Annotated in this window: 13 protein-coding genes; 6 read left to right on the top strand and 7 right to left on the bottom strand. The window is 71.8% G+C overall.

What is annotated here, in order from left to right; genetic code table 11:
* Positions 1-3 precede the first annotated feature (3 nt).
* Together ACIBMZ_RS11465 and ACIBMZ_RS11460 are read right to left on the bottom strand one after the other, a co-directional pair.
* Positions 4-1,623 carry a DUF885 domain-containing protein gene (locus ACIBMZ_RS11465; protein ID WP_396692614.1) on the bottom strand — a complete coding sequence of 540 codons (1,620 nt, stop codon included), beginning with the start codon at positions 1,621-1,623 and terminating at the stop codon, positions 4-6.
* Between the two features lie 974 nt (positions 1,624-2,597).
* Positions 2,598-2,939 carry a hypothetical protein gene (locus ACIBMZ_RS11460; RefSeq protein ID WP_396692612.1) on the bottom strand — a complete coding sequence of 114 codons (342 nt, stop codon included), beginning with the start codon at positions 2,937-2,939 and terminating at the stop codon, positions 2,598-2,600.
* 454 nt (positions 2,940-3,393) lie between these two features.
* Between ACIBMZ_RS11460 and ACIBMZ_RS11455 the strand changes: the two genes are divergently transcribed.
* Both ACIBMZ_RS11455 and ACIBMZ_RS11450 read left to right on the top strand, forming a co-directional pair.
* Entirely contained in the window at positions 3,394-4,164 is a 771-nt protein-coding gene (locus ACIBMZ_RS11455; RefSeq protein WP_396692610.1) for a Scr1 family TA system antitoxin-like transcriptional regulator, read from the top strand.
* Positions 4,155-4,355, top strand: a complete 201-nt coding sequence (locus ACIBMZ_RS11450; RefSeq protein WP_396692608.1) for a DUF397 domain-containing protein — start codon at positions 4,155-4,157, stop codon at positions 4,353-4,355. The genes ACIBMZ_RS11455 and ACIBMZ_RS11450 overlap by 10 nt, the downstream gene beginning before the upstream one ends.
* A 154-nt stretch (positions 4,356-4,509) precedes the next feature.
* Here the strand turns inward: ACIBMZ_RS11450 and ACIBMZ_RS11445 are convergent, their stop codons facing one another.
* Genes ACIBMZ_RS11445 through mfd form a run of 3 tightly spaced genes read right to left on the bottom strand, consistent with a single transcriptional unit; the run spans position 4,510 to position 9,930 of the window.
* On the bottom strand, positions 4,510-5,493 hold the full coding sequence (locus ACIBMZ_RS11445) for a nucleoside triphosphate pyrophosphohydrolase (protein ID WP_396692606.1): 984 nt from the start codon (positions 5,491-5,493) through the stop codon (positions 4,510-4,512).
* Between the two features lie 2 nt (positions 5,494-5,495).
* A complete protein-coding gene (locus tag ACIBMZ_RS11440) occupies positions 5,496-6,236 on the bottom strand; it encodes a hypothetical protein (protein WP_396692604.1) in 741 nt (246 codons plus the stop codon).
* A gap of 22 nt (positions 6,237-6,258) precedes the next feature.
* The gene (gene mfd / locus ACIBMZ_RS11435) at positions 6,259-9,930 is read right to left on the bottom strand and encodes a transcription-repair coupling factor (protein ID WP_396692602.1); all 3,672 of its coding nucleotides are present in this window, start codon (positions 9,928-9,930) and stop codon (positions 6,259-6,261) included.
* Positions 9,931-10,141: 211 nt separating this feature from the next.
* On the opposite strand from mfd, the gene ACIBMZ_RS11430 reads away from it, so the two are divergent.
* A complete protein-coding gene (locus tag ACIBMZ_RS11430; protein WP_396692600.1) occupies positions 10,142-11,053 on the top strand; it encodes a cyclase family protein in 912 nt (303 codons plus the stop codon).
* 141 nt (positions 11,054-11,194) lie between these two features.
* Positions 11,195-11,764, top strand: a complete 570-nt coding sequence (locus ACIBMZ_RS11425) for a hypothetical protein (RefSeq protein WP_396692598.1) — start codon at positions 11,195-11,197, stop codon at positions 11,762-11,764.
* 45 nt (positions 11,765-11,809) lie between these two features.
* Here ACIBMZ_RS11425 and ACIBMZ_RS11420 read toward each other — a convergent pair whose 3' ends face one another.
* Entirely contained in the window at positions 11,810-12,850 is a 1,041-nt protein-coding gene (locus ACIBMZ_RS11420; protein ID WP_396692596.1) for a S66 peptidase family protein, read from the bottom strand.
* Between the two features lie 250 nt (positions 12,851-13,100).
* Here ACIBMZ_RS11420 and ppc point away from each other — a divergent pair, with 250 nt between their 5' ends.
* On the top strand, positions 13,101-15,887 hold the full coding sequence (gene ppc / locus ACIBMZ_RS11415; protein ID WP_396692594.1) for a phosphoenolpyruvate carboxylase: 2,787 nt from the start codon (positions 13,101-13,103) through the stop codon (positions 15,885-15,887).
* 112 nt (positions 15,888-15,999) lie between these two features.
* Here the strand turns inward: ppc and ACIBMZ_RS11410 are convergent, their stop codons facing one another.
* Positions 16,000-16,773 (bottom strand): hypothetical protein, encoded by a 774-nt coding sequence (locus tag ACIBMZ_RS11410; RefSeq protein WP_396692592.1) that lies wholly within the window; start codon positions 16,771-16,773, stop codon positions 16,000-16,002.
* 109 nt (positions 16,774-16,882) lie between these two features.
* Here ACIBMZ_RS11410 and ACIBMZ_RS11405 point away from each other — a divergent pair, with 109 nt between their 5' ends.
* Positions 16,883-18,055: a DNA recombination protein RmuC gene (locus tag ACIBMZ_RS11405; RefSeq protein WP_396692591.1), complete on the top strand. Its 1,173-nt coding sequence runs from the start codon at positions 16,883-16,885 to the stop codon at positions 18,053-18,055.
* Positions 18,056-18,119 lie beyond the last annotated feature (64 nt).

The raw sequence follows: 18,119 nt of genomic DNA, 5'->3' as shown, positions 1-18,119 counted from the left end.
GGCTCAGAGCCCGAGCAGGGTACGCAGGTGACGCGGGGGCGGGCAGTCGTGCGCCAGCATCTCGTCGTGCCAGTCCCGTAGCGCCACCTCCGGCGGGCGGGCCGCCGCGATGTCGGCGACCTCCGCGTACCCGACGAAGTACGTGGAGAGCTGGGCCGAGGTGAGCAGCGAACGGCGCCACTTGCCGGCCGCCTCGCCCTCCTCCTGGAAGCCCCGCCCGGTCAGCAACGCCATCGCCTCCGCCTCGGGCACCTCCTCGGCGTGCACCAACTGGTCCAGCAACGCGTTGAGGGTCATCCGCAACTGCATCTTGAGCTGCTGCAACCGCACCGGCAGGCCGCCGAAGCCGTGCCCGGCCATCAACTCCTCGGCGTAGACCGCCCAGCCCTCGACGAACGGACCGGACCGGGTCAGCGCCCGGACCCGGGTGGTGCCCCGGTGGCGGCGGGCGTGGGCGAGCTGGAGGAAGTGACCGGGCATAGCCTCGTGCACGGTCAGGTTTCTGATCATGTGGTCGTTGTACTCGCGGTAGAACGACTCCACCCGATGCGCCGGCCAGTCCGTCGGAGTCGGCGCGATGCAGTAGAACGTGGGCAGGTCGGCGGTCTCCAGCCCGCCCGGCGCGTCGCAGTAGGCCACCGCCACCCCGCGCGCGAACTGCGGCATCACCTGGATCACGCAGGGGTCGTCCGGCACGCTCACCAGGTCGTACGCGCGGACGACGTCACTCGCCTCGTCCATGGTGATCGAGGCCAGGTCGACGATGGTGTGGTCGTCCGGGTGCTCGGCGGCGAGCAGGTCCAACGCGCGGCGTACCGTCTCGTCGTCGGCCGGACCGCCGACCAGCTCGACCGCCGCCGCGCGGATCTCCTCGCCGACCCGGTCCAGGTTGGCCCACGCCCGCCGCTGGATCTCGGCGGCGCCCAGCTCGGTGTCGAGGGTGTGCCACAGGCGGGCCTCCCAGCGCCGCCGTCCCAACCGGGGGTCCCGTCCCGGCCCGTCGTCGGCCGCCAGGCCGGTACGCAGCCAGGCGACGAACTCCTCCAGCGCGGCGATCGCCACGGTGGCCGCCGGCTCGATCCGGTCGGCCAGCGCCGGTGCCTGCGCGAGCAGTTCCGGTACCTCGTCCCGGACCAGCGCGGCGGCACCGGTGAACTGCCCGACCGCCGTCTCGGCGTGGATCCGGGGCATGTCGCGCAACGTCGCCCGCGCGGTCGACAACGCGTCCGGTACGGCGGCGAGCCGCCCGGCGAGCGCGGTCAGCCGCTCCTCGACCGGCGCGTACGGCCGGGCGACGAGGGCGTGCAGCAGCGGGCCGGGATTGTGCGCGAGCGGGTCCCACTCGTGCGCCCGGATCTCGGTCAGCTCGAAGAGTTCCCGGTCGACCGCCGCCGCGAGCAGGGCGTGGTCCACCTGCTCCTCGACGTCGCCCGGATCCGGGTCGATCTCGCACAGCACACTGGCCGCGTCCACCAGCATCGCCCGGTCGGCGGCCACCGCGTCGGCGGAGAGATCCGGCAACCGGTCGTCGTACCGGTGGTCACCGACCGAGGTGGCCACCCCTGGCCGACTGACCAGCAACGCCTCGACGATCCGCTCCGCCACCACCTCGAACTTCTCCACCCCCCGACCCTAACCACCCCACCCGTCCGCCACCTCCGCCAACCCACTCCGGTGAGCCCCGCCCGCCGCAAACGGTCCACCCACTCCGGTGATCAAGGAGTTCGCGTCGTGCCAACACGGTTTCCCGGCCGCAAACCTCTTGATCACGGGGCCATGCCACCGGTAGGCGGTCGGGGGTATGCCGCCGGTAGCGCGACGGGCCCGCCCCGGGTCGCGCACCACGGAAGAGATGGGCGACCAGGGGCGGGCACAAGGTTGGAGTTACATGGTGGGTCGACCGGAACCGGGGCAGGTGCCCCGGCTACCCATCGCCTGGTGCGGTGGGCAGGCCGATCCTGGAGGAACGCCTACGCGCGCTCCGCATGTGCTGCACTGACTGCCGGGAGGCATGTACGGACTCCTTCAGGGAAGCGGTAGTCCGGGTGCGGGTCCACCTCCGGCTCGCGACCACTACCAGCCGCGACCGTTACGTGGAGGTAGACCGTCGCGCCGTCGGCGCACTTGATCCTCAGCGCCGAGGGCGACAGCCACACCCCGGGGAGGTCGCACGTGTCCCACTCCGCGAACGCGGCGGGTCGTGCGAAGTCGAGTAGCCGGGTAGTGAAGGCGAGCATCCGGATAGCCCGCTGAGCGGGGGGCGGCATCTCCGCCGGCAGGGGAACCGACTTCGGTGCCGGGCGCGGCGATGACGTCGCGGCCAGCAGAGCTGACGAGCCGGACCGGTGGGTGACCCGTACTCCGGGGGGCGACTGTTCACCAGCGGTCGTGTCTCGCCCGTACCGCTCTACCGCCTCGTGGTCCGGGTGATCACTGGCGCGATACAGGGTCGCCAGGACGTCCAGAACTTCGGTCACCTGCATTCCGTCTCCGATCTCCACTGCCCAAGCCGGGCCAAGTCTAGGCGTGCTCGTCGGCGGTGCCCTCGCCCTGCGCACGTTCAACGACATCACCCTGCCCCTGGATGGGTGGCCATCTCAGCGGCGGCGCTCTCGCTTAGACCGCACCAGCCCGGACAGACCGGATCTGCCGGGCCAGCAGGAGTTTGTGCTTCCACGGGGAGCCTCCTCGTTATGGTCGATCGGATGGTTGATCCATTGCATGAACCGGTCGTTGAACGTGGCGAGATCGGGAGTGAAGCCGAGCGTGACGATGTCGTCCACGGCATCCCGCATCGAGAGCGCGAGGTAGAAGACAAGCGCCAACGTGTGGCCCGCGTACTCATGGAGGAGGGCCAGCTTCGCCGGGCTGCACGGCCAGTGCGCCCCGCAGGCGCGGCACCGCCAGAGCGGCCGACTGGGAACATGCTCGCGGCTCACGATGCACGCCCCAGGCCGCGCAGCGTCTGACCGAGGGTCCGCAGGTCCCCGGCCTGGCCCCAAATGATCTTTATCGAGTCGTCTCCTGGCCGCAGCGTGAGCCGAGTGGCCAGGCCGGGTACACGACTCGGCGTCAGGACCGGGCCGGAGACCACGCTGTCGGGCCGCTGCGGCACGCGCGTCGGCTTGCACCTGTCGCAGACGCAGGCGTGGCCGCGTCCGCGCCGACGGCGTCCCGACATTTCGCCCCCTCGACTGGTTGGGGAGGGGCGCGCACCCGTGTCCATGATCACCGTGTTGGGTGCGCGCCCCTCAGCAGACGCGACCGCCGGGGAAGTGGGTGTGCCCTCCACCAGCCGCGCCGCCCTGCAACCAACCTGCCATTAGGTGACGAGACAACAACACCGCGTGTCGGTATGGTGTCCGAATATCCACAGTGTTGGGAGGTGTCATGGTGAATGACGCGCTGCGGGTTGCGCTTCAGAGAGCAGGCCACACCACAGAATCCCTGGCTGAAGAAGTCGGTGTAGACCCCAAGACGACGGATCGTTGGGTCAGGGAGGGACGCATCCCTCACCCGTCCACTAGGGCCACCGCAGCTACGGCACTCGGGGTACAGGTGTCGGACATCTGGCCGGACACCGAAAAGCGGCAGCGTGACCTTGTGTGGTTCCGCCCTTGGGAGGCGATCGAACGCGAGGCGCGGTCACTGCGCTCCTACCAACCGTTGCTACTGCCTGGGCTGCTTCAGACAGAGCGGTACGCGCGGGCGCTGTTCATCTCGTCCGGGCGACACACCTCGGAGGAGACAGAGCATCTGGTGACAGCCCGGATGGCTCGCAAGTCTGTGATCGCCGGGGACGGCCCACCGTGGCTGACTGTGGTCATCGACGAACGAGTGCTGCGATGCTCGGTAGGTGGACCTGATGTGATGCGGGAACAGCTCGAATACCTGATCAAGATGTCCGAGCTGCCGCACGTCCGCATCCATGTCGTTCCCCTCTCCGCCGGGATATACGCTGGCTTGTCGGGGCCGTTCGTGCTCGCCACCAGCGCCGACAACCGCACCGCCGGATACCTGGACACACCCCTGCACGGCCACGTGGTCAGTGATCCAGGAGACCTGGTCACCCTGATGGGTGCGTGGGAGAATGTGCGCGGTGAGGCCCTGTCCCACCGGCAGTCGATCGAGTTGATTAGGGAAGTGGCGGAGACATGGACCTGACACACGCCGCTTGGCGCAAGTCCAGCCGCAGCAACGCCAATGGCGGAGACTGCGTCGAGGTGGCCGACAATCTGCCCGGCGTCGTTCTGGTCCGCGACACCAAGGACCGCGACGGCGGCACCCTCCACTTCAGCCCGGGCAACTGGCAGGGGTTCGTCAACCTGGCCAAGCAGATCGGCCCTCTGGGCTGACCCGTACGCAGAAAGCCCCCAGCGCGCTGCTGGGGGCTTCCTCATGCGCCACACTGCCCCTCAAGAGGAGCGTGGCAGCGTAGCTGTTCGACACGCCGGGTCAGCGCCAGCCACACTGCCACGATCCGGGGAGTGCGTCAGGGAGCGCGGTGCGTCAGGTGGGAGGGCGGGAGGCGGACTCGGCCTCGCGGATGGACTCGGCGTGGGCGAGGGTGGCGCGGCGCAGGGCGGTCTCCGGGTCCAGGCCGGCGGCACGGGCCTCGGCGACGGCGGTCAGCAGGGTGGCACCCAGGGCCGCCTCGGCATCCGGCTGGGCGTCGGGCGACGGCAGCGCGACACCGAGCCCGGCCCGGGCGGCGCGTTCCAGGATCTTGGTGGCCAGCGCCAGCGCGGGCTGACTCACCGCGATGCCGTCGAGCACCGAGTCCCGGGACTTCTCGGCCTGCTTGATCCGCTCCCAGTTCGCGGTGATCTCCTCCAGGCTGCCCGCCTCGGCGTCGGCGAAGACGTGCGGGTTGCGGCGGACCATCTTGTCGACCAGGCCACCGGCCACGTCGTCCACGGTCCACCGCTCGCCCTCGGGCAACTCCTCGGCCAGCCGGGCGTGCAGCACCACCTGGAGCAGCACGTCACCGAGTTCCTCACGCAACGCGTCGGTGTCCCCGGCGGCGATCGCGTCGTACGCCTCGTAGCACTCCTCCAGCAGGAACCCGGCCAGACTCCGGTGGGTCTGTGCCCGCTTCCACGGATCACCGCCGGGCGAGAGCAGTCGGTCCAGCACCGCCACCGCGTCGAGCAGCCGGGCACCCGGCGGATCCCACGAGCCGTACATCAGCTCCAGCTCCGCCAGCCCCGGCTCGCGGGCCAACCGCAGCCCCAACTCCCGGGCCAGCGACTCGTCACCGGCCGGACCGGCCAGCCACACCACGGTGTCGTGCGCCGACGCCGCGTCCAGCAACACCGGCACCGCCGGCCCGTCGAGCACGCGCAGATCGGCGCCCGCCACCCGCAGGGCCGTGGTCAGCTCAGTCTCCGCCCCGGCGAAAACCGGCGCGGCGCGTACGACGTCCCAGGCGGTCGCCGTCAGCAGACCGGCCGGCAACCGGGGTGAGGTCACCAGCAGGACGATCCGGGGCACGGTCAGCCGTCGACCGGGCCGGTCTGCGCCGGCCTCGGAGTGGAGACGTCGGTGACCGCGTCGGAACCGGGCTCACCCAGCGGCACACCCACCGCGACCGCCTGACCGGCGAAGCTGAGCACCGGGAACTCCAGCGGACGGTAGCGCGGGTTGACCGTCACGTCGTACGTGTCGACCGCCTCGGCCAGGGCGTTGCGGGTCGCCAGGGCCTGCCGGAGCTGTTCGCCGTCGAGCTGCGGGGCGGCCTGCTCGACGGTCACGTCGGCGGGTACCGCACCGGCGCGCTTGCCCGCTGCCACCAGGTCGGCCAGCTCCTGCTCGGTCGGTGCCACCGGCGAGCCGACCGGGATGCCGGACAGGCAGGTGTACAGCTCGGCGACCTGCCGCGCGTACCTGGCCTCCGGGCTGATGCCGAGCTGCTGAGCCACCTGGGCGGCCTCGGCCTGCCCCTGGGGGCGGTAGTTCTCGGCGGCGGAGATCCGCTCGCAGACCTGGCCGAGCACCAGGGTGCTCACCACCTCGCTGCGGCCGGGCAGTCGAACCTGCTGTCCGGGCACCTGCTCGGCCGCCTCGGTCGGGGCCGGGTTCTTGGCCCGGGCGTCGTCGATGACCTCGGTGACGGCGTCCTCGGTGATCCGGTGGTCACCGACGTACGCGGCGACACCGGGCTCGGAACGGCAACCGGAGAGGGCGACGAGGCCGACCGCCACGCTGGCGACGGCGACAAGACGGCGAGCACGCATGCCCGTCACTCTCTCATGCCCCCTACCCACCGGTGCCACCAGCACCCACGGCCACCGCAGGGGCGCCGAGGACGTCGGAGAGCAACTGCGCGCACCACTCCAGCAGGGCCTGGTCGCGCAGCGGCTCGCCCCCGATCCGACGGGTCGTCGGCCGGGGCACGCTGACCTGATCCAGCGCGGCCTTGTAGACCGAGTCCGGGTGGTAACGCTTGAGCCGCATCTGCTTCGAGTCGGGCAGCGGCAGCGGCCCGAAGCGCAGGTGCTTGCCCTGCATGCTGACGTCGGTGAGGCCGTACTGGCGGGCCAGCAGCCGGAACCGCGCCACCGCGATCAGGTTCTGCACCGGCGCGGGCGGCTCGCCGTAGCGGTCGGTCATCTCGGCCGCCACCTCGCGCAGTCGCTCCTCGTCACGCGCCTCGGCGAGCTTGCGGTACATCTCCAGGCGCAGCCGTTCCACGCTCACGTAGTCGTGCGGCAGGTGCGCGTCCACCGGGAGGTCGATCTTGACGTCCGTCTCCTCCTCCGGACGCTCGCCCTTGAACGCCTGCACCGCCTCGCCGACCATCCGGACGTAGAGGTCGAACCCGACGCCCTCGATGTGCCCGGACTGTTCGCCGCCGAGCAGGTTGCCGGCGCCCCGGATCTCCAGGTCCTTCATCGCCACGTACATGCCGGCGCCCAACTCGGTGTGCTGGGCGATGGTGGCCAGCCGCTCGTGGGCGTGCTCGGTGAGCGGCTTGTCCGGCGGATAGAGGAAGTACGCGTACGCGCGCTCCCGGCCCCGGCCCACCCGGCCCCGGATCTGGTGCAACTGGGCCAGGCCGAGCAGATCGGCGCGCTCCACGATCAGCGTGTTGGCGTTCGGGATGTCGATGCCGGACTCCACGATCGTGGTGCAGACCAGGACGTCGAACTCCTTCTCCCAGAAGCCGACCATGACCTTCTCCAGGGCGTCCTCGCCCATCTGGCCGTGCGCCACCGCGACCCGGGACTCCGGCACCAGCTCGCGCAGCCGCCGGGCCGCCCGCTCGATCGACTCGACCCGGTTGTGCAGGTAGAAGACCTGTCCGTCGCGCAGCAGCTCACGGTGGATGGCGGCGGCCACCTGCCGGTCGTCCTGCGCCCCGACGGCGGTGAGCACCGGGTGCCGTTCCTCCGGCGGGGTGGCGATGGTGGACATCTCCCGGATGCCGGTGATCGCCATCTCCAGGGTGCGCGGGATCGGGGTCGCCGACATGCTCAGCACGTCGACGGCGGCCCGCATCGACTTGAGGTGTTCCTTGTGCTCGACGCCGAACCGCTGCTCCTCGTCGACGATGACCAGCCCGAGGGACTTGAAGCGGGTGGCCGCCGCCAGCAGCCGGTGGGTGCCGATGACGATGTCGGCGGTGCCGTCGGCGACCATCGCCAGCGTCTGCTCGGCCTCCTTGGGCGTCTGGAAGCGGGAGAGCTGCCGGATCGTCACCGGGAACTGGCTCATCCGCTCGGCGAACGTGTTGTAGTGCTGCTGCACCAGCAGGGTGGTGGGCACCAGCACGGCCACCTGCTTGCCGTCCTGGACCGCCTTGAACGCCGCGCGTACCGCGATCTCGGTCTTGCCGTAGCCGACGTCGCCGCAGATCAGTCGGTCCATCGGGACGCTCTGCTCCATGTCCCGCTTGACCTCCTCGATGGCGGCGAGCTGGTCGGGCGTCTCCTGCCAGGGGAAGGCGTCCTCCAGCTCCCGCTGCCACGGGGTGTCCGGGCCGAAGGTGTGCCCCTTGGACGCCTTGCGGGCGGCGTAGAGCTGGATCAACTGGGCGGCGATCTCCCGGACCGCCTTGCGGGCCCGCGCCTTGGACTTCTGCCAGTCCGAGCCGCCCATCTTGTGCAGCGTCGGCTGCTCACCGCCGACGTACCGGCTGAGCTGGTCGAGCTGGTCGGTGGGGACGAAGAGACGGTCGCCGGGTTGGCCGCGCTTGCTGGCCGCGTACTCGATGACCAGGTACTCCCGGGACGCGCCGTTGACCGTCCGCTGCACCAGCTCCACGTACCGGCCGATGCCGTGCTGTTCGTGCACGACGTGGTCGCCGGCCCGCAGCTCAAGCGGGTCGATGGTGTTGCGCCGCCGGCTCGGCATCTTGCGCATGTCCCGGGTGGAGACGCCCCGGCCGCCGGTGACGTCGCTGCCGGTGAGCAGCACGAACCGGGCCGCCTCGTCGACGAAGCCGCCGGTGAGGCTGCCGCAGGTGACCAGCACCTCGCCGGGCACCGGCGCGTCCGGGACCCGTTCGGTCATCCGGGCGCCCAGGCCGCCGTCGCGGAGCACCTCGACGGCCCGGTGGGCGGGGCCGTGGCCCTCGAAGACCAGCGCGACCGACCAGCCCGCACCGGCCCACTGCGTCAGGTCGGCCACCACCCGGTCGGTCTCGCCGTGATAGAGCGGCGCGGGCTGGGCGCTCAGGCTGACCGCGATGGCGTCGTCGGGGGTGACGTCGACCGCCTCCGGCGCGTCCTCCCACGGCTGCCGGTCCGGGGTGGCCTCCGGCTCGGCCAGCCCGAAGGGGGACAGCGTCCACCAGGGTCGGCGCAGCGTGGCGGCGGTCGCGCGGACGTCGGCCAGGGTGCGGAAGGCGGCGGCGCCGAGGTCGATCGGGGCCTGGCCGCCGACGGCCGCGGCGGCCCAGCTCGCCTGGAGGAACTCCTCCGAGGTACGCACCAGGTCGTGCGCCCGGGTGCGGATCCGCTCCGGGTCGCAGAGCAGCACGTGCGTGCCGGCGGGCATGCAGTCGAGCAGCAGTTCCATCGAGTCGTCGCCGATCAGTGCCGGGGCGAGGGACTCCATGCCCTCGACCGGTACGCCGCCGGCCAGCTTGTCCAGGATCTCGGCCAGCTCCGGGTGCTGCCCGGCCAGCTCGGCGGCCCGCTCCCGGACCGCCGGGGTGAGCAGCAGTTCCCGGCAGGGCGGTGCCCAGAGCTGCGGCACCTGGTCGATGGTGCGCTGGTCGGCTACGGCGAAGGTGCGGATCTCCTCCACCTCGTCGCCCCAGAACTCCACCCGCGACGGGTGCTCGTCGGTGGGCGGGAAGACGTCCAGGATGCCGCCGCGGACGGCGAACTCGCCCCGCTTGGTGACCAGGTCGACCCGCGCGTACGCCATGTCGGTCAACCGGCGCGCCACCTGCTCCAGGTCGGCCTCGTCCCCGGCGGACAGCCGCACCGGCTCCAGGTCGCCGAGCCCCTTGAGCTGCGGTTGCAGCATCGACCGGACCGGTGCCACGACCACCCGCAGCGGCCCGGTACGCCCGTGCGCGTCCGCCGAGTCCGGATGGGCCAGCCGACGCAGCACGGCCAGCCGCCGGCCGACCGTGTCGGAGCGCGGCGAGAGCCGCTCGTGCGGCAGCGTCTCCCAGCTCGGGAAGATCGCCACCTGCTCGGCGGGCAGCAGCCCACCCAGCGCCGCCACCAGGTCCTCCGCCTCGCGGCTGGTGGCGGTGACCGCCAGCACCGGCCGCCCGGCACCGCCGACGGCGGCGTCCCGCCCCTGGTCGGTGGCGTCCGCGGCGACGGCGGCGACCGCGAACGGGCGCAGCGCCGGTGGCGCGGTCAGGTCGAGGCCGTCGACCTGGGCCGCGCCGGAGCGCGCCAGGTCGCGCACACGGGCCAGCCCCGGGTCGGCCAGGGCGGCGGCGAACAGTCCGGTGAGCGCAGTCATGATCACTTCCGCGGGTGAGGACACGACGATCACCCCGCGTCCGTCCGGACGGGGGGTTCCACCGGTCGACACTATCTCTCCGGTCGGACGATCCACCGCCGTCCACGACGTCCGGGCTCCGGGCAGGCTCGCGGCCCGCCGGTCCGCGCGTACGGTCGGGGCCACCAGCAGGATCTTGACGACCGCCGGGCGCTGTGGTCGGCTGCCCGGCATGAACGGGGAGTTTCGCGCACAGTTCGACGCGGACGTCACCTTCGCCAACGGCGGCGGTCTGCGCACCGAGGGCTTCCGGCTGGACATCCCCGGCCGGAGCATCACCGACGAGGACCTGGCGGCGCTCTTCGTCCGGCACCTCGGGCTGCTCATGGTGGCCGAGGTACGGATCACCGGCACGACGATCGTCGAGGAGCCGCACAAGGGCGGTCGCGGCGTCGCGGCCACCGCCCCCAGCGGCGGACACCGGTTCGTCGAGCTGAGTCACGTCCTCACCGACGGCATGACCACCCTGCCCGGCTGGCCGGCGCCCCGGATCACCGAGTGGCTGACCCGGGAGGACTCCCGGAGCACCTACGCACCGGGCACCGAGTTCCAGGTCGGGCGGATCGACATGATCGCCAACACCGGGACGTACCTGGACACCCCCGCACACCGGTACGCCGACGGCAGCGACCTGACCGGCGTCGGCCTGGACCGCCTGGCCGACCTGCCCGCGCTCGTGGTGCGCCTGCCCGCCGGCACCCGTGCGGTGGACCGCCGGCTGCTGACGCCGTACGACGTCGCCGGGAAGGCCGTGCTGCTGCACACCGGCTGGGACGCGCACTTCGGCACCGACCGGTACGCCGCACCGGAAGCGCCGTACCTGACCGGTGACGGCGCTCAGTCGCTCGTCGACGCCGGTGTCGCCCTGGTCGGCATCGACTCGATCAACATCGACGACATGACCCCGGCAGCGGGCGGTACGCGTCCCGCGCACAGCATCCTGCTGGCCGCCGGTGTCCCGATCGTGGAGCATCTCACCGGGCTGGACCAGCTCCCGCCCGACGGCTTCCGATTCACCGCCGCCCCGCCGAGGATCGCCGGTATGGGTACCTTCCCCGTCCGCGCCTACGCCCGCATCGACTGAGACCGGAGAACCGTGACCTACCCGCCCCCCGGACCACCGCCCCAACCGCCCTACGGCGGGCAACCCGCCCAACCGCCGTACGGCGGACAACCCGGTCAGCCGCCCCACGGCGGTTGGCCGTCGGGTCCGCACCCGACCCCCGTGGTCAAGCGGATCCCCGAGGACCAGCCCTTCGTCGTACGTCCCAACCTGGTCAAGCGTGGTCTGGTGATCGGCGGTGTCCTGCTGGCCGCCCTCGGCCCGCTCGCCTGCTGTGCCGGATTCCTCGCCCTCGGCTCCATGAGCGCGGCGGAACGCGGCGTCGGCGGACTCGGCCTGGCGGCGGTGCTGGGCTGCCTGCTCGCCCTGGTCGCCCTGCCGGTCGGCCTCCAGCTCTGGTTGATCGGCTCCGGCGGGCCGGTGCTCGCGCTGAGCCACGAGGGGCTCTGGATCCGCAGCCGGCCCACCCGTGGTCAGGCGATCTGGCTGCCGTGGGAGGCCGTCGCGCAGATCTCCCGCCGCCGGTGGAGCCTGGAGAAGATGCTGGTGGTCAAGCCGCACAATCCGGCGACGATGCCGAACCTCGGCGGCTACACGGCGTTCGACAGCGCACCGCTGAACGTCCTGTACGGCTCCGGCCTGGTCGCCACCCTCAACTTCGCCGACAAGCCGGAGGCGGAGATCCTGGCGGCCGTCGCCCACTACAGCGCCGGTCGCTGCCAGCTCACCTGAGCCCTCCCGGGGTGGCGGTTCGGCCGCCGCCCCGGGCGAAGACCGTCAGTAGCGCACCGAGATGCGGCGGTCGACCGCGTCGACCCGGACCTCCCCGCCGTAGGGGACGATCAACTGCGGGTCGGTGTGGCCGAGATCGACGTCGAAGACCAGCACCGCGTCGGGGGCGTACTCGGCGAACGCCCGGGTCACCGCGGCCCGCTGTTCCCGGGCGTACCCGGCCTTCTCGTCGGGGGTGAGCCGGCGGTCGAAGTTCCACGCCTTGGCGCGGCCGACCAACGCGGCGGGGAACCCGGCGAGCAGGCCGCGCTCGCCGAGGCTGCGCAACATGCGGTAGACCTCGACGGCGGACGGCAACTCCTCCGAGGTCTCGACCAGCAGGACCGACCCGCGCAGCGACTCCGCCGGGGCGACCCGGTCGGCGGCGAGCAGCCAGTGCAGCACCTCCAGGTTGCCGCCCCAGGTGCGGCCGGTCACCACCGTCGGAGGCCCCTGCCAGCGCCAGCCCGCACCGGCGAACATCACCGGCTCCGCCGCCAGGCAGTCCGGGTCGTTCCAGTCGGCCGGCTCGTCGCCCCACTCCGGTGCCGGGGACAGGTCGTACCAGTCGGTGCCGAACAGCGCCGCGCGCAACGAGTCGGCGGTCATCGGGTGCAGCGCGCCGGGGCGACCGAGGTGCACCAGCACCGACCCGCCGTGGTAGCTCACCATCCCCAACCGGTGCAGGTGGTTGAGCAGGTTGGTGTTGTCCGAGTAGCCGAAGTAGGGCTTCGGGTTGGCGCGCAGCACGTCGTCGTCGAGGTGCGGGGTGACCGTGATCTGGTCGTCCCCGCCGATGGTGGCCAGCACCGCGGTGATCGTCGGGTCGGCGAAGGCGTCGGTCAGGTCCCGGGCCCGGTCACGCGGGTCGGCACCCATCACGCGGGTGGTCGGGTACTCCACCGGCTCCAGTTGGTACTCCTCGCGCAGTCGGCGCAGGCCCGACTCGTACACCTGCGGGAAGAGGCCCGGCAGCCCGGCGGAGGGCGAGACGACCGCGACCCGGTCCCCCGGGCGTGGCTTCGGTGGGTAGCGCAGGGACGGCATGGGCCGACGGTACCGCCCCGTGGACGGCGTGGCCTTGATCACCGCGGGCGGGGACGCTCAGCCCCGGATTCGCCCGCAGGATGGGCCGCCACCAGCGCCGATGTCTCTCACGACCACCCCGGTTGTAAGGAGGGGACCCCTGCTATGCAAAAGGCGATAGCAAGGGTCCCCTCCTTACAACCGGGGGTGCGCGGATACGATCGGGGAAGTCGGACAGCGCTGTCCTTCGTACCTACGTAAGGAGCGCATGGTGACCGACCAGCACGATCACGACGGCCCCGACGCCGCCCTGCGCGCCGACATCCGCCGGCTGGGCACCCTGCTCGGGCAGACCCTGGCCCGCCAGGAGGGCCGCCCCCTGCTCGACCTCGTCGAGGAGATCCGCGCCCAGGTCCGTACCGACGCCCCCGCCGCCGCCCGGCGGTTGGGCGGGCTCGACGTGACCACCGGCACCAAACTGGCCCGCGCCTTCTCCACCTACTTCCACCTGGCCAACATCACCGAGCAGGTGCACCGGGCCCGGGACCTGCGGCGTCGCCGCGCCGTACAGGGCGGCTGGCTGGACCAGGCGGCCAAGATGATCGCCGAGCGCGGGGTACCGGCCGAGGAGATCGCCTCGGTGGCCCGCCGCCTGGCGGTACGACCCGTCTTCACCGCCCACCCGACCGAGGCGGCCCGCCGCTCGATCCTGTCCAAGCTGCGCGCCATCGCCGACGAGCTGGACACCGAGACGGCCAACGCGATCCTCTACGGGGCCAGTGACGAGGGCCCGGCCAACCGTCGGCTGGCCGAGCTGCTCGACCTGATGTGGCAGACCGACGAGCTGCGGCTGGATCGGCCGGACCCGACCGACGAGGCACGCAACGCCATCTACTACCTGCGCGACCTGTACGCCGAGGCGGCCCCGCAGGTGCTCGACGACCTCGCCGAGACGCTGCGCACCCTTGGCGTGGAGACCTCACCGACCGCCCGCCCGCTGACCTTCGGCACCTGGATCGGCGGCGACCGCGACGGCAACCCCTTCGTCACCCCGACGGTGACCCGTGAGGTGCTGGCCATCCAGCACGAGCACGGGCTGACCGCCACCGAGGCGGCGATGGAGGAGCTGATCAACGAGGTCTCTGTCTCCCGTCGGCTGCGTAACGTGTCGCTGGACCTCTCCGCCAGCCTCGCCGCCGACCTGGACGCGCTGCCCGAGGTGGCACCCCGGTTCCGCCGGGTCAACGCCGAGGAGCCGTACCGGCTCAAGGCCCGCTGCGTCCGCGCCAAGCTGGCCAACACGCGGGCCCGGCTGCGCCAGGGCACGCCGCACGTGCCGGGCCGGGACTACCGGGGCTCCGCCGAGCTGATCTCCGACCTGGAGCTGCTGCGCGCCTCGCTGGCCCGTAACTCCGGGCAGCTCACCGCCGTCGGCCGCCTCGCCTCGACCATCCGCACCGTCTCCGCGTTCGGCCTGCACCTGGCCACCATGGACGTCCGGGAGCACGCCGAGAAGCACCACGAGGTGCTGATCCAGCTCTACCGTGCGGTCGGCGAGGTCGAGGACTACCCGGCGCTGACCCGGCTGGAGCGCACCAAGCTGCTCGCCGACGAGTTGACCGGTCGTCGGCCGCTCTCCGCCGCCGACACCCCGTTGACCGAGTCGGCGCGCAAGACGTTCGACGTGTTCAGCGCCATCCGCGAAGCGCAGGACCGGTTCGGCACCGAGGTGATCGAGTCGTACATCATCTCGATGACCCTCGGCGTGGACGACGTGCTCGCCGCGGTGGTGCTCGCCCGCGAGGCCGGTCTGGTCGACGTGCACAGCGGTCGGGCACGGGTCGGGTTCGTGCCGTTGCTGGAGACGCCGGCCGAGCTGAACGCCGGTGGCGAACTCCTCGACGAACTGCTGTCGCTGCCCGCGTACCGGGCGCTGGTGGCCGCTCGGGGCGACGTGCAGGAGGTGATGCTGGGCTACTCCGACTCCAACAAGGAGGCCGGCATCACCACCAGCCAGTGGTCCATCCACCGGGCCCAGCGGGCGCTGCGGGACGTGGCCGCCCGGCACGGGGTGCACCTGCGGCTGTTCCACGGCCGGGGCGGCACGGTGGGTCGCGGCGGCGGGCCGACGCACGACGCGATCCTGGCGCAGCCGTACGGCACGCTCGACGGCGCGATCAAGGTGACCGAGCAGGGTGAGGTCATCTCCGACAAGTACACGCTGCCCGCGCTGGCCCGGGAGAACCTGGAGCTGACCGTGGCCGCGGTGCTCCAGGCGACCCTGCTGCACACCGCGCCCCGGCAGCCGGCCGAGATGCTGGAGCGCTGGGACGCGGCGATGGACGTGGTGTCCGAGTCGGCGTACCGGTCGTACCGGTCGCTGGTGGAGAACCCGGACCTGCCGGAGTACTTCTGGGCCTCCACCCCGACCGAGCTGCTCGGCGCGTTGAACATCGGCTCGCGGCCGGCGAAGCGCCCGAACACCGGCGCGGGCCTGGGCGGGCTGCGGGCCATCCCGTGGGTGTTCGGCTGGACCCAGACGCGGCAGATCGTGCCCGGCTGGTTCGGCGTGGGGTCCGGCCTGGCCGCCGCCCGCGAGGCCGGGTTGGCCGACGTGCTGTCCGAGATGAACCGCAACTGGCACTTCTTCCGCACGTTCCTGTCGAACGTGGAGATGATGCTGACCAAGACGGACCTCGGCATCGCCCGTCGGTACGTGGAGACCCTCGTGCCGAAGAAGCTGCACCCGATCTTCGCCACGATCGAGGAGGAGTACGAGTTGACCCGGCGGGAGGTGCTGGCGGTCACCGACTCGCCGGACCTGCTGGAGAACTCCCCCGTGCTGCAACGCACCCTGGCGGTACGCGACACCTACCTGGAACCGTTGCACCACCTCCAGGTGGCGCTGCTGCGGCAGTACCGCGACTCCGGTGCCGCCGGGCGGGCGGTGGCCACCGCACCGGGCGGCCGACGGGCCCCGAGCGACGGTACGGCTCTGGAGCGCGCGCTGCTCACCACCGTCAACGGCATCGCCGCCGGGATGCGCAACACCGGCTGACCGCCGAGACGTAAAGCCGAGATGTAAGGAAGGGTCCCCTCCTATACGCCAGGCGTTAGGAGGGGACCCTTCCTTACATCTGCGGGCGCTGCCGCGACGTCAGAACGCGACGTCAGAAGTCGCCGCCGCCGAAATCACCACCACCGAAGTCTCCGCCACCGAAATCACCGCCACCGAAATCACCACCGCCGTAGTCGCCGCCACCGAGATCGTCGCCGCCGCCGCCGAAGTCGCCGCCCTGGTCGTCCAGGCCCGCCGCCGCACCGGCGTCGTAGCCGGGGTCACCGAACGAGGGCGAGAAGAGGGCGTCGGCGATCAGCATGCCGCCGAGCACGCCGACCCCGGCGCCCAGCGCCGTCTTCCACCAGGGGGTGGAGTACCAGCCGGCCGGCACCGGCCGCCCCTGCATCCGTCCGCCCGGGTAGTAGTACGGAGTGTCCCGGCCCGGCTGCGGACCGGCCCTGAACGTCTGGCCCTGCACCTGCACCTGGCGTGGCACGGTCAGCTCGCCGGCACCGCTGGCGGCGGCCAGCGCCGGCAGGGGTGGCCCGGGGTCGATGCCGAGCGCCGTCCGGGCCGCCCGGATGTAGGTCAGCCCCTCCACCGCGGTCTCCCGGGCCAGCCGGTACTGCGTGATGCTCCGGGCCTGCTCCAACTGCGAACCGGCCGCGTGGTACCGCTCGGCGGCGTCGGCCAGCGCCTGACGGACCGCCGGATCGTCGCCACTGAGCGTCATCACCTGCCCACCGAGACGTTCGTACCAGCGTCGGGCGTCGGCCTGGACATCGGCGAGGCTCCGGGCGTCGCGCGCGGCGCGCTCCCGCCGCCACCAGACGAACGCGCCGACGAGACCTGCGAAGAGGAGTACGACCAGCAGAAGTTCCACCTCTCAAACGTACCCACCGTCTGCCAGCTACCCACCTCCCGACGAGGTGGGGCGCGGCACGCGGTGCCGGTCGAGGCGCGAAGCGCTCATCTTTGGCAAGCTCGTCAGGATGGAGCTCTCGACTCTGGCGGTCGTCGTCGTGTGTCTCGGTGCCGGCGGTGCGGTGGGCTGGTTCGCCGCGCGGGCCCGTTCGGCGACCGAGATCGCCCGGCTGGACGCCACCCTGCGCGCCACCCGGGAGGGTGAGGGTCGGCTGGAGCAGTCGATGCGGGCGTTGAGCTACGAGGCGACGGCCCAGTCCCAGGAGGCGGTGGCCCGGGCGGTGGCGCCGCTGCACGACACGTTGCGCCGCTACGAGCAGCGGGTGGCCGAGTTGGAGCGGGACCGCGTCGACGCGTACGCGGAGCTGCGCGAACAGGTGCGGTCGATGAGCATGGTCTCGGGTGAGCTGCGGACCGAGACCAAGCAGTTGGTGGCGGCGTTGCGCGCTCCGCAGGTACGCGGCCGGTGGGGCGAGCACCAGTTGCGGCGGATCGTGGAGGCCGCCGGGATGCTGGAGCACTGCGACTTCTCCGAGCAGGTCACCGCCGCCACCGATGAGCAGACGGTCCGCCCCGACCTGGTGGTCCGGTTGCACGGGGGCCGGAGTGTGGTGGTGGACGCGAAGGCGCCGTTCGACGCGTACCTGACCGCGATGGAGGCGCGCGACGAGCGGGGGCGGGACACCCACCTCGACCTGCACGCCAAGCACCTGCGGGGGCACGTGGACGCGTTGGCCGCCAAGTCGTACTGGGCGGCCTTCGAGTCCAGCCCGGAGTTCGTGGTCCTCTTCGTACCGGCCGATCCGTTCCTGGACGTGGCGTTGCAGCGCGACCCCACGCTCCTGGAGCACGCGTTCACTCGCAACGTCGTGCTGGCCACGCCCGCCACCCTGGTCGCGCTGCTGCGTACGGTGGCCTGGTCGTGGCGGCAGGAGCAGCTCGCCCGTAACGCCCTGGCGGTGCACACGCTGGCCCGGGAACTGTACGGACGGTTGTCCACGCTCGGCGACCACGTCGGGAAGCTCGGCGCGTCGCTCGGCGGCGCGGTGACCGCGTACAACCGGGCGGTGGGTTCGTTGGAGGCGCGGGTGCTGGTCAGCGCGCGCAAGCTGGCCGAACTGGGCGTCTCCGACCAGGAGCTGGCGGTGCCGAACCAGGTCGAGATCGCGCCCCGCCAACCGCAGGCGCCGGAACTGGTCGATGGTGTTTCCACAACGGATGGTCGAATTCGGCCGGACTAATCAGACCCTTACCACCTTCGATGTGACATTGCGCGTCTCACGTATCACGAGATGGTCACAACGT

Origin of the sequence: Micromonospora sp. NPDC049900 (assembly GCF_044461025.1) — a bacterium.
In the GTDB taxonomy this organism is placed as follows: Bacteria; Actinomycetota; Actinomycetes; order Mycobacteriales; family Micromonosporaceae; genus Micromonospora.
The sequence above is the reverse complement of the archived record's forward strand: the minus strand, read 5'-3'. Positions and strand labels throughout refer to the sequence as shown.